Source organism: Streptomyces sp. NPDC001153 (assembly GCF_053598315.1).
Genome location: NZ_JBSFJZ010000059.1, coordinates 1 through 12,331, shown reverse-complemented (window position 1 = coordinate 12,331; position 12,331 = coordinate 1). Strand labels below are relative to the sequence as shown.

Annotated in this window: 9 protein-coding genes; 5 read left to right on the top strand and 4 right to left on the bottom strand. The window is 71.8% G+C overall.

The window, feature by feature from the left end; genetic code table 11:
- Positions 1 to 64 precede the first annotated feature (64 nt).
- Both ACWDEN_RS42000 and ACWDEN_RS41995 read left to right on the top strand, forming a co-directional pair.
- Positions 65 to 874: a M15 family metallopeptidase gene (locus tag ACWDEN_RS42000; protein ID WP_351619865.1), complete on the top strand. Its 810-nt coding sequence runs from the start codon at positions 65 to 67 to the stop codon at positions 872 to 874.
- 46 nt (positions 875 to 920) lie between these two features.
- Complete coding sequence (locus tag ACWDEN_RS41995; RefSeq protein ID WP_351619863.1) at positions 921 to 1,457, top strand: NUDIX domain-containing protein; 537 nt, start codon at positions 921 to 923, stop codon at positions 1,455 to 1,457.
- 10 nt (positions 1,458 to 1,467) lie between these two features.
- Here ACWDEN_RS41995 and ACWDEN_RS41990 read toward each other — a convergent pair whose 3' ends face one another.
- Positions 1,468 to 3,828, bottom strand: a complete 2,361-nt coding sequence (locus ACWDEN_RS41990) for a glycoside hydrolase family 31 protein (RefSeq protein WP_450863211.1) — start codon at positions 3,826 to 3,828, stop codon at positions 1,468 to 1,470.
- Positions 3,829 to 4,042: 214 nt separating this feature from the next.
- Here ACWDEN_RS41990 and ACWDEN_RS41985 point away from each other — a divergent pair, with 214 nt between their 5' ends.
- Complete coding sequence (locus ACWDEN_RS41985) at positions 4,043 to 6,019, top strand: acetoacetate--CoA ligase (RefSeq protein ID WP_450863209.1); 1,977 nt, start codon at positions 4,043 to 4,045, stop codon at positions 6,017 to 6,019.
- A 10-nt stretch (positions 6,020 to 6,029) separates the two neighbouring features.
- Here the strand turns inward: ACWDEN_RS41985 and ACWDEN_RS41980 are convergent, their stop codons facing one another.
- A complete protein-coding gene (locus ACWDEN_RS41980; RefSeq protein ID WP_450863207.1) occupies positions 6,030 to 7,349 on the bottom strand; it encodes an aminotransferase class I/II-fold pyridoxal phosphate-dependent enzyme in 1,320 nt (439 codons plus the stop codon).
- A gap of 48 nt (positions 7,350 to 7,397) precedes the next feature.
- Here ACWDEN_RS41980 and ACWDEN_RS41975 point away from each other — a divergent pair, with 48 nt between their 5' ends.
- Both ACWDEN_RS41975 and ACWDEN_RS41970 read left to right on the top strand, forming a co-directional pair.
- The gene (locus ACWDEN_RS41975; RefSeq protein ID WP_351619853.1) at positions 7,398 to 8,681 is read left to right on the top strand and encodes an MFS transporter; all 1,284 of its coding nucleotides are present in this window, start codon (positions 7,398 to 7,400) and stop codon (positions 8,679 to 8,681) included.
- Positions 8,682 to 8,705: 24 nt separating this feature from the next.
- Complete coding sequence (locus ACWDEN_RS41970; RefSeq protein ID WP_450863205.1) at positions 8,706 to 9,599, top strand: hypothetical protein; 894 nt, start codon at positions 8,706 to 8,708, stop codon at positions 9,597 to 9,599.
- A 130-nt stretch (positions 9,600 to 9,729) separates the two neighbouring features.
- Here the strand turns inward: ACWDEN_RS41970 and ptsP are convergent, their stop codons facing one another.
- Together ptsP and ACWDEN_RS41960 are read right to left on the bottom strand one after the other, a co-directional pair.
- Positions 9,730 to 11,400 (bottom strand): phosphoenolpyruvate--protein phosphotransferase, encoded by a 1,671-nt coding sequence (ptsP, locus tag ACWDEN_RS41965; RefSeq protein WP_450863204.1) that lies wholly within the window; start codon positions 11,398 to 11,400, stop codon positions 9,730 to 9,732.
- A 78-nt stretch (positions 11,401 to 11,478) separates the two neighbouring features.
- Positions 11,479 to 11,928, bottom strand: a complete 450-nt coding sequence (locus ACWDEN_RS41960; RefSeq protein ID WP_055705222.1) for a PTS sugar transporter subunit IIA — start codon at positions 11,926 to 11,928, stop codon at positions 11,479 to 11,481.
- Positions 11,929 to 12,331: the final 403 nt, after the last annotated feature.

Genomic DNA, 12,331 nt, shown 5'->3' with positions numbered 1-12,331 from the left:
CGAGTTATCTGACGGAACGTCAGAAGTGTGTCACGGGGATCCGGAATTGGGCAGTGCAGGAGACATGACACGACTCACCAGTGCAGTACGCGGGCTGGTCAGCGCTCTCGCCGCCCTGCTGGCCGTGACCGCCGCCCCCGCGACCGCAGGGGCGACGACGGAACCCAAGGCACCGAAGGACTTCGTGGCCCTGAGAACCGTGGATCCGACGATCCTCCAGGAGATGCGCTACTTCACCCCGCACAACTTCGTCGGCGAGCGCATCGACGGCTACGAGCAGCCGATGTGCATCCTCACCCGCCCCGCCGCCGAAGCCCTCCACAAGGCCCAGCTCACCCTGCTGCGCAAGGGCTACACCCTCAAGGTCTACGACTGCTACCGGCCGCAGCGGGCCGTGAACCACTTCGTCCGCTGGGCCAAGGACCTCGACGACCAGTCGATGAAGGGCGAGTTCTACCCGAACGTCGACAAGACCCGGCTGTTCGCGGACGGCTACATCGCCGAGAAATCCGGCCACAGCCGTGGCTCGACCATGGACCTCACCATCGTGAGGCTCCCCGCGCGGCCGACCCGTCCCTACCACCCCGGGCAGCCGCTGGTGCCATGCTTCGCGCCCAAGGATGAGCGTTTCCCCGACAACTCCGTCGACATGGGCACCGGATTCGACTGCTTCGACACCCTCGCGCACACGCGCGACCCGCGCATCCAGGGCGAACAGCGCGCCAACCGCCTGCTGCTCAAGAACACCCTCGAGAGCCTCGGATTCGTGAACCTCGCCGAGGAGTGGTGGCACTACACCTACAAGCCCGAGCCCTACCCGGACACCTATTTCGACTTCCCCGTGTCCTCGAAGTCGCTCAGCGGCGACCACTGAGCAACCTCCGGAAGATGTCCCTCCTCTGATCGGATACAGTCCGCGCGTGTCCGAAACTCAGCACTCAACTGACAACTTCGCACCGGACTCGCACTGTTCGAGTTGCGGAGTGCCCTATGGAGAGGGCGTTTCCGGCTGGCCGCGCACCTGCCCGTCCTGCGGGACCGTCGCCTACCGCAATCCGCTGCCGGTGGCCATCGCGCTCCAGCCCGTGTACGACACCAAGGGCACGGCCCTGGTCGTCATCACCCGGACCGTCGCCCCCGCGCGCGGGGGCACGGCACTGCCCGGCGGCTACATCGACGACCGGGAGGACTGGAAGCAGGCCGTCGTACGCGAGCTCAAGGAGGAGACCGGCATCGACGCGGCCGCGCGGGACGTGCGGCTCGTGGACGCCATGAGCTCGCCCGACGGTCACCTGCTGCTGTTCGGACTCCTCCCGGAGCGCCCGGTGGAAGGGCTGCCGCCGGCCGACCCCACGGACGAGACCGAGGGCTGGCGGCTGCTGCGCAGGCCCGAGGAACTCGCCTTCCCGCTGCACACCGTGGCCGTACGGGCCTGGTTCGAGGGCCGGTACGTCTGAGCGGCGAGGCTCAGCCGAGCCCCCGCACCCGGACCGGGAAGCGGGGCTCGGCGGAGCCGTCCTCCCGCTCCCGGGTGACCACCACCCGGGGGCCCTGCCGACGGGCGACGTAGCGTTCGATCTCCGGCTCCTCCCACGCGGCGCCCGCGTCCGGCACGACCAGACCGCCGCCCGTGCGGCCACGCGCCGGTGCCCACACCTCCAGCCCCAGGCCGCCGTCGGCGCCGCGCACGGGGATGACCGCGCCGGCACGCGCGAACACCGGTATCCGTGACAGCGGCGCGTCGACAAGAACCTGCCCCGGCCCCTCGTACGCCTGCTCCGTCACGGTGTCGTACCAGCGGCCCCGCGGCAGCTGCACCGCCCGCCGGTCGGCACCGGGGGCCAGCACCGGAGCCACCAGCAGGGCGTCCCCGAGCAGAAACGTGTCCTCGCAGTCGCGCAGCGCCCGGTCCTCCGGCGCTCCCCACCACAGCGGCCGCACATAGGGCGCGCCGGTACGCCGGGCCAGATGGGCCAGCGTCATGAAGTACGGCAGCAGCCGCCGCCGTTCGAGCAGTGCCACGCGCGCGTGCTCCAGCACCTCGGCACCGAACTCCCAGGGCTCCCGGCGCCCCGCCCGCAGACTCGCGTGGGTCCGGAACAGCGGCAGATACGCGCCGAGCTGGAACCATCTGAGATACAGCTCCGGCGACGGACTGCCGTCGAAACCGCCCACGTCCGGGCCCGAGTACGGCACCCCGCACAGACCGAGGCCCAGCACGAGCGACAGCGACGCCCGCAGCCCGGGCCAGCCGGTCGCCACGTCCCCGGACCAGGTGCCCCCGTAGCGCTGCATGCCCGCCCACCCCGACCGGGAGAACAGGAAGGGCCGCTCCCCGGGCGACAGCTCACGCAACCCCTCGTAGCCCGCCCGGGCCATGCAGAGCGCGTACACGTTGTGCGCCTCCCGGTGGTCGCCCCCGCGCCCCTCCAGGGCGTGCCGGGCCGACCGCGGCAGGGTGAGCTCCCCGAAGGCGTTGAACGACGTCGGCTCGTTCATGTCGTGCCAGAAGCCCGCGAAGCCCTGCCCGAGGCGCTCCTCGTAGAGAGCGCCCCACCACGTGCGCACGCGCGCGTGCGTGAAGTCCGGGAAGACCGACTCCCCGGCCCACACCACACCGCGCACCGTCCGCCCGGAGGCGTCCCGCACGAACGCGTCCACGGCCGAACCGCTGTCGTACACCGCGCTGCCCGGCGCCGCCTTCACGGCCGGGTCGACGATCGACACCAGCCGGATCCCGTCCCGGCGCAGCTCCTCGGCGAGCTGCGGCAGCTTCGGGAACCGCTCCTGGTCGACGGTGAACACCTGGTGGTCGTCGTAGTGGTCGATGTCCAGGTGCACGGCGTCCAGCGGCAGCCGGCGCTCCTGGTAACCGGCGACGATCCGGCGCACCTCCTGCTCGCTGCCGAATCCCCACCGCGCGTGCTGGTGGCCGAGCGCCCACGCCGGCGGCAGCGCGGGCGCACCGGTCAGCGAGGCCCAGGTGTGCAGCACGCGCGCGGGGGTGCCCACCATCACCCAGCAGCGCAGCGGGCCGCCGTCCATCCGCAGCTCGCAGCGCCCGGCCCGGTCGTGCCCGGACCCGGCGCCCTCCTCGCCCTCGCGCAGCACCACCGTGCCGTCCCACGTGGTGTCGTGGAACACCAGATGCGTGCCCGCGTCGGCCACCACGATCTGCACCGGCATGGTCACGTACAGCGGATCGTCACCGGGGCCGAACGCCCGGCCGGGATCGGTGTTCCACAGCCGGTACGCGCCGTCCCGCAGCCGGGGCCCGGACGCCCGGCCGCCCAGACCGAAGAAGCGCGCGTCGGCCGCCACCTCCGACCGCTGCATCCAGCGCGCGGTGCCCCCGCCGACCGGTTCCCACCAGCGCGGCGGCAGATCCCGGCGCAGGGTCACGCCGCCCGGAGTGCACACCTCCACCGCGCCGTGCCGCGAGACCGTGACCGTCGCCCGCTCGGCGACCACCCGCCAGCCACCGTCCTTGTCCGGCTCCAGCACCGCGCGAGGATCCGGCTCCGGACGGCCACCCGCGAGCGCGTACGACGGCTCCGGACCGGCCCCGTCCCACCCCCAGAACACGGCCCCGTTCACCGCCACCGTGATCCGCAGCTCGGACCGGCTGAACCGGATGACACCGCCCCCCGGCCCCGGCGCCACGCTCGTCACCTGCCCCGGGACCCGCGCCCGCTCGGCCCCCCGCCGCGGCAGACCGACCGCGTCGATCCGCCTCCTGCGCCACGCGGCCCGCACGGTACGCAACCCCCGAGCCGCCCTCCCCGAACCGACCACACTCACCGAACGCACCAGGTCACGACCGTCCATGCTGCTCACCCTGCCACCGAGCGCCCCACGCGCGCGTGTCGTTCAACTGCCGTTCACCCGTGCCGGGACCACATCTTCACGACACGGACTATGTGGGGCACACCCTGGTGCAGAAGTCGATCACATGGCATCGTCCCTGTCAGCCGCGTCACGCGCACACCCCAGCCCGTGCGCGGACCGACGCACACGACGCGCACAGCCCGGGAGCCGCCCCATGACGACCGCGAACCCCCAGCCGCTCTGGCAGCCCGACCCCGAGCGGATCGCCCAGGCACGCATCACCCAGTTCCAGGCATGGGCCGCCGAGCACCACGGCGCCCCGGCCGAAGGCGGCTACCCCGCCCTGCACCGGTGGTCCGTCGACCACCTGGACACCTTCTGGAAAGCCGTCACGGAGTGGTTCGACGTCCGCTTCTCGACGCCCTACGCGCGCGTGCTCGGCGACCGTGCCATGCCCGGCGCCCAGTGGTTCCCCGGCGCCACCCTCAACTACGCCGAGCACGCTCTGCGGGCCGCGGCCGACCGCGCGGACGAACCCGCCCTCCTGTACGTCGACGAGACCCACGAACCGCGCCCGGTGACCTGGTCCGAACTGCGCCGCCAGGTCGGCTCCCTCGCCGCCGAACTGCGCGCTCTCGGGGTCCGTCCCGGCGACCGCGTCAGCGGCTATCTGCCGAACATCCCGCAGGCCGTCGTCGCCCTGCTCGCCACGGCCGCCGTCGGCGCCGTCTGGACCTCCTGCGCGCCCGACTTCGGCGCCCGCAGCGTCCTCGACCGCTTCCAGCAGGTCGAGCCCGTCGTGCTGTTCACCGTCGACGGCTACCGCTACGGCGGCAAGGAGCACGACCGCCGCGAGATCGTCGCCGAACTGCGCCGCGAGCTGCCCACGGTGCGTGCCGTCGTCCACATCCCGCTGCTCGGCACCCAGGCACCCGAGGGAGCCCTGGAGTGGTCGGCGCTGACGGCGGGGGACACCGAGCCCGTCTTCGAGCAGGTCCCGTTCGACCACCCGCTGTGGGTGCTGTACTCCTCCGGCACCACCGGCCTGCCCAAGGCCATCGTGCAGTCCCAGGGCGGCATCCTGGTCGAGCACCTCAAGCAGCTCGGGCTGCACTGCGACCTGGGCCCCGGGGATCGTTTCTTCTGGTACACCTCGACCGGCTGGATGATGTGGAACTTCCTCGTCTCCGGCCTGCTCACGGGCACCACGATCGTCCTCTACGACGGCAGCCCCGGCTACCCGGACACGGGCGCCCAGTGGCGGGTCGCCGAACGCACCGGAGCCACCCTCTACGGCACCTCCGCCGCCTACGTCATGGCCTGCCGCAAGGCCGGCGTCCACCCCGCGCGCGACCACGACCTGTCCGCCGTGAAGTGTGTCGCCACCACTGGCTCGCCGCTGCCGCCCGACGGCTTCCGCTGGCTGCACGACGAGTTCGCAGAGAGCGGGGCCGACCTGTGGATCGCCTCCGTCAGCGGCGGCACCGACGTCTGCTCCTGCTTCGCCGGCGGCGTACCGACCCTCCCGGTCCACACCGGCGAACTCCAGGCGCCCGGTCTCGGCACCGACCTGCAGGCCTGGGACCCGAGCGGCAAGCCGGTCGTCGACGAGGTCGGCGAACTGGTCGTCACCAACCCCATGCCCTCCATGCCGATCCGCTTCTGGAACGACCCCGACGGCAGCCGCTACCACGACAGCTACTTCGACACCTACCCCGGCGTCTGGCGGCACGGCGACTGGATCACCGTCACCTCACGCGGCACCGTGATCATCCACGGCCGTTCCGACTCCACCCTCAACCGGCAGGGCGTACGCATGGGCTCGGCCGACATCTACGAGGTCGTCGAGCGGCTGCCCGAGATCAGGGAATCCCTCGTCATCGGCATCGAACAGCCCGACGGCGGCTACTGGATGCCGCTGTTCGTGCACCTCGCGCCGGGCGCCGTCCTCGACGAGACACTCCTGAACCGCATCAAGCAGACCATCCGCGAACAGCTCTCGCCGCGCCACGTACCGGACGAGATCATCGAAGTGCCCGGCGTCCCGCACACCCTCACCGGCAAGCGCATCGAGGTCCCCGTCAAGCGCCTGCTGCAGGGCACGCCCCTGGAGAAGGCGGTCAACCCCGGCTCCATCGACAACCTCTCCCTGCTCGGCTTCTACGAGGAACTCGCCCGCAAGCGCGCCTGACCCCCAGGGGTCACCCGCCATAGGTGGCCTCGGACTCGCCCAGCACGGCGGCGAAGTCCGAGGCCAGCCGCTCGGCGTCGGCGGGCTCAAGGCCGGCGGCCGTGATCCGCACCCCCGGCCCGGAAGCCAGGCGGAACCGCGCCCCGGCCGCGACCCACCAGCCGTACGACCGCAGACCGTTCACCACCGCCGACTCGTCGCGCACGGGCACCCACACGTTCATCCCGCTCGCGGCGTGCGAGGCGATGCCCCGTGCGGCCAGCTCGCCGGCCAGCGCGGTGCGCCGCAGCGCGTACGTCCCACGCGCGCGTGCCACCAACGCGCGCGTGCCCTCGTCCGTCATCAGCCCGTGCACGGTCTCCTGCAGCAGGTGACTGACCCATCCCGAGGTGAGCTGCAGCCGACCGTCGTGCCGGGCGAGGGTGACCGCGTCGCAGGCCGCTGCCGCCCAGCGCAGATCCGTCCCCAGGAACTTGCTCACGGTCCGCACATGCGCCCAGCGCGCCGGCCCGGCACCCGTCACCGTGTGCAGCGGGGCATCGGCCACCTCGGAGGCGTGGTCGTTCTCCACCACCAGCACATCGGGCGCGTCACGCAGCACCTCGGCCAGCGCATCCCGACGGGCGGCGGAGAAACACCCGCCGTACGGATTCTGCGCCCGCGGACTGAACACCACGGCCCGTACCCCGGCCCCGAGCGCCCCGCGCAGGGCCTCCGGGCGCACTCCCTCGTCGTCCACGGCGACCGGGACGGTACGCAGCCCCAGCGCCGCGACCAGATCCAGCAGATGGTGATACCCCGGGTCCTCCATCGCCACGCCGTCCCCGGGACGCAACTCGACCGACAGCACCCGGTCGATCAGGTCCAGTGCGCCGTGCGCGAACGTCACGTGCTCCGCGGGGACGCCGTCCGCGCCCAGCCACTCGCGCACCACGTCCTCGAGCCGCGCCAGCCGGGGCGTGGACCGATGGGAGCGGGCGCCCGGGGAAAGGCGCGAGGGCGGCACCAGGGCGGGCAGCAGCGCCGGATCCGGGTGCCCGCCCGCCAGGTCGCGCAGCCCCTCGGGCACCTTGGGCGGCCGCCGCGACCCGACCGCGGGAGCCGGCGCGACCACCGTGCCGCCACGCCCGCGCGTGACGACGATGCCCCGCCGCCGCAACTCCTTGTAGGCCGTGGCAACCGTGCCCGGACTCACCCCCAGCTCGTCCGCGAGCCGCCGCACGGGCGGCAGTGGGACCTCCGGTGCCAACGCTCCGTCCACCACGCCCCGTTCGACGGATGCGGCAATTCCCTTGGCCGTCGTACCAGTGATCTCATATTGTGTTGCCACGTTGAAAATTATGTATCAATACATAACTCGTGACAAGCGAACAGCTCCATGGGGGAAACAGTGGACGCCAAGCCCGAGGCCGCCATCCGGCCCTCGCGCATACCAGGAGGCCGCGACGGACGCCGGATGCTCCTCATCACCTTCGTCGACCGCATCGGAAGCGGCCTGTGGGCATCCGTCTCCGTCCTGTACTTCACCTACGTCTCCGGCCTCTCCGTCGCCCAGATCGGCACCCTCGCCGCCGTCTCCGGCGCCGTCGGCATCGCGGGCGCACCCCTCGGCGGACGCATCGCCGACCGCTTCCCCCTCACCCGGATCCTGATCCCACTCCAACTCCTGCGCGCGCTCGCGTCCTTCGGGCTGCTCACCACCGACCACTACCTCCCGCTGCTCGCGATCTCGGCGGTCGGCAGCCTCGGCGACCGCGCCTCCAGCATCCTCACCAAGCTCTACGCCGCCCGCATCGCCGGCCCCGACCGCGTCCGCTACCAGGCCGTCAACCGCACCGCCTCCAACGCAGGCTGGGCCCTGGGCGGCCTCGCCGCCGCGGCCGCCCTCACCCTCGGCACCACCACCGCCTACCGCTGGCTCCTCACCGGCGACGCACTCTCCTTCGTGACGATCGCGCTCCTCACCCTGACCTGCGTGGAACCCCCGTCCAGCAGCCGCGTCGCCGCCTCCGGCACCACACCCCGCACCGCCCGGCCGGCAAACCCCTGGCGCGACCGCACCTACCTCGCGTACGTGGCGACCGATGCGGTCCTCTTCCTCGACGACTCCGTCTTCCAGATCGGCCTGCCTCTGTGGATCGCGCACACCGAAGGAGTGCCCCACGGCCTCGCCCCCCTGCTGCTCGTCCTCAACAACCTGATGGTGGTCGCCCTCCAGGTGCCGCTCGCCCGCCACGGCACCACCACCGCGGCAGCCCGCACCCTGCTCCTCCCGCTGTCCGCCGCCTCCGCCGCCGGCGGCATCACCCTCGCCCTGTCCGCCACCGGCGGCACCACCCAGGCGATCTGCCTGCTCACCGCGTCCGCCGCCCTCTTCACCCTGGCCGAGATGCTGCACGCCGTCGTGTCCTGGGAACTCTCTCTCGCCCTCGCACCGGACACCGCACAGGGCGCCTACCTCGGCGTACACGGACTCGCCCAGTCCGGCCAGCGCAGCCTCGGCCCACTCGCCGTCACCGCCGCCATCGCCATCGGTCCCCTCGGCTGGACCGTCTTCGGCGCCACCATCGCCGCGACCTGCGCACTCCAGCACCGGCTGGTCCGCGACCGCCTCCGGCGAAGCCCGTTGTCAGTGCCGCCGGTTACGGTGAGTGAGCATTGATCGACCGCGCACTATGGGGGAAACATGGCGCACACCGACCACCAGACCATGCGACGCGTCCTGCGCCGTGAGATCGCCGGCACCATCGGCCTGCTCACCGACGAACACGACTTCCGCGCCATGCGGCGCTACCGCAGCTTCACCTTCGACGACCACGCGACCTACCTGAAGCAGGTCGAGGCCGTCCTCAAAGCCCGCGCCGCCCAGGGCACCCACACCACCCTCGCCCTGTTCGACCCCGAGGACTACGCCGCCTACTGCGCGCAAGCCGGCCTCGACCCGGAAACCCCGACCAGCCGGACCCGCTTCACCGCGGAACTGGCGGCCACGGGCCCCACCATCCCCTACGACGGCCGGCCTCTCGCCACACTCGTACCCGCCCTCGTGGACGAAGCCGTACGCCAGGCGACATGGGAGTACGCCACCACCCTGCTGTCCCGCCTCGGCCCCTGCCCCACCTGCGGCGAGGACATCGGCAGGGCGGCCTTCACCCGTGCCTCCGAGCTCCTGGTCCGCATCCTCGACACCGCACCGTCCGGCGACCGGCACCTCGTCTGCAGCGTCTCCGGGGCACCGGACACCCTCGTCGCGGTCCTGCACGGGGACCAGGACGGCGACGGCGGCCTCCGCCTCGACGAGGCCGAGGTCCTGGAACTCACCAGCGTCCTCGCCCTCGGCCTCGCGACCCGAAGCCCCGGCGGACTCGTCCTGCGCACCAGCGCCCCGGACACCGCCGACCGCGTCTACGGCTGGCGACTGCGCTCCGGCGGCCTCGAACCCCTCACCGCCTCCGAAGTGTTCGACGCCTACTGCACCGACGTCGAATCCGGCGACCTCATCCCCCCGGAATCCGGCGTCGACTACAGCGAGCCCCCCGACCTCGGGGACGAGAGCACGACACCCCGACACCGGCACTGACCCACGACGAGCCGAAGGCACGGACGCGGCCGGCACTCGGCGAACGCACCAGGGACGAACACACCAGGGGCGCCCCACCCGAAGGCGGGGCGCCCCTGCACCCGGCACACGCAACGCGCCACCGGTACGGCTACTCGCCGGACAGCACCGCCTGAGCCGCGCCGCGCGCCTCCTCGGCGCTGTCCGCGGCACGCGCGGCCGCCGCGGCCCGCTCGCACTGCGCCAGCGTGTACTTCGCCAGCGTCGCCCGGACATAAGGAATCGACGCCGCACCCATGGACAGGGAGGTGACACCCAGACCGGTCAGCACACAGGCCAGCAGCGGGTCGGACGCGGCCTCACCGCACACACCACAGCTCTTGCCCTCGGCCTTGGCCGCCTCCGCGGACAGCGCCACCAGGTCCAGCAGCGCCGGCTGCCACGGGTCCTGAAGCCGGGACACCGCGCCCACCTGCCGGTCGGCCGCGAACGTGTACTGCGCGAGGTCGTTGGTCCCCAGCGACAGGAACTCCACCTCCTGCAGGATCGAACGCGCCCGCAGCGCGGCCGACGGGATCTCCACCATCGCGCCGAACTTCACCTGCAGCCCCGCGGCACGGCAGGCGTCCGCGAACGCCTTCGCATCCGCGCGGTCCGCCACCATGGGCGCCATGACCTCGAGGTAGACCGGCAGCCCCTCGGCGGCCTTCGCCAGCGCGGTCAGCTGCGTGCCCAGGATCTCGGGATGGTCAAGCAGCGTCCGCAGACCCCGCACGCCCAGCGCCGGGTTCGGCTCGTCGGCCGGAGTGAGGAAGTCCAGCGGCTTGTCCGCCCCGGCGTCGAGCACCCGCACGACCACACGACCCTCGGGGAACGCCTCCAGCACCTGCCGGTAGGCCTCCACCTGCTTCGCCTCGGAAGGAGCGTTCTTGCTGTCGTCCAGGAACAGGAACTCGGTACGGAACAGACCCACACCCTCGGCCCCGGCCTCCACGGCGGCCGGTACATCCGCCGGCCCGCCCACGTTGGCCAGCAGCGGCACCTTGTGACCGTCCGCCGTCGCACCCGGCCCGGTCGAGGCGGCCAGCGCGGCCTTGCGCTCGGCGGCCGCGGCCTCCAGCTGCGCCTTCTTCTCCTCGCTCGGATTCACGAAGATGTCACCGGTGCTGCCGTCCACGGCGATCACCGTGCCCTCGGCCAGCTCGCCGGCCCCCGGCAGCGCCACGACCGCCGGCACACCCAGCGCCCGCGCCAGAATCGCGCTGTGACTGGTCGGCCCGCCCTCCTCGGTCACGAAACCGAGCACCAGCGAGGGATCCAGCAGCGCGGTGTCGGCGGGAGCCAGGTCCCGCGCCACGAGCACATAGGGCTGGTCACTGTCCGGGACACCCGGCATCGGAACGCCCAGCAGCCGGGCGACGATGCGATTGCGCACGTCATCGAGGTCGGCCACCCGACCGGCGAGGTACTCACCCGCACCGGCCAGCAGCTCCCGGTACGCCGCGAACGCGTCGTACACCGCACGCTCGGCCGTGCTGCCGACGGCGATCCGCCGGTCCACGTCCGCCATCAGCTCGAGGTCCTGGGCCATCATGGCCTGCGCCTCGAGCACGGCCTGGGCCTCGCCCCCGGCCAGATTGCCGCGCGCCATCAGATCGGCGGCCACGGCGTCCACGGCCTGGCGAGCGCGCCCCTGCTCACGCTCGGCCTCCTCCGCGGGGATCTGCTTGGCGGGCGGCTCCAGCACCGCCGTACCCATGTGCCGGACCTCGCCTATGGCCACGCCGTGGCTTACACCGACGCCTCGCAGCGTTGTCTCCATCTCACCCGTCTCCGATAGTGCGGCGGGTCCCGCCGCCGCGGTGGTTGTCCTGATCGCCGTCCGCTGACGGCACTGCCCTCAGTTCCAGGCGAAGAGGCTGTCGCCGGCCTTCACGTCTCCGCTGTCACGGAGGTCGGAGAGGGACTCGGCCGTGGCTTCGAGAGCGACGACGGGGCAGACCGGGGACTTGCCGGCGGCCTCGACCGCGGAGGGGTTCCAGCGCACGATGGCCTGGCCGCGCGTCACGGTGTCGCCCTTGTTGACGAGCAGCTCGAAACCCTCGCCGTTGAGCTGCACGGTGTCGATGCCGAGGTGGGTGAGCACCCCGTGCCCACTCTCGTCCACCACGACGAAGGCGTGCGGGTGCAGGGAGACGATGACTCCGTCCACGGGCGCAACGGCCTCGGAAGGCTCACGGACGGGGTCGATGGCGGTGCCCGGGCCGACCATGGCCCCGGAGAAGACCGGATCCGGAACTTCGGCCAGTCCGATGGCCCGTCCAGCGAGCGGGGACGTCACGGTGGTCATGGGAAGCCTCCCAAGGAGTGGAGCTGCTTACGGGCCGTCACTGACTGTCCCGGACGGCTCTGGCAGCAGCGTATGTCATATGAAGTGGCGGTTCCGTATGGAAGCTACCAGGTAGTGGTCTAGACCACCAACCCCGTGGATTTGCAACGCCTTCACGGCTCCGTGTACAGTCGTACTCCTGCTTGGGACGGAGGCCGCGAAAGCGCCCCGCTCAGCAGAACCCAAACTCGTCAGATCCTATCTCTGGATCCGCTTCGGCATGTCCGCAGAGCGGTGGTCAGAGAGACGGAAAAACCCTGGTAGAGTTTGAAACACCGAAGGGAAGCGCCCGGAGGAAAGCCCGAGAGGGTGAGTACGAAGGAAGCGACCGTTCCTTGAGAACTCAACAGCGTGCCAAAAATCA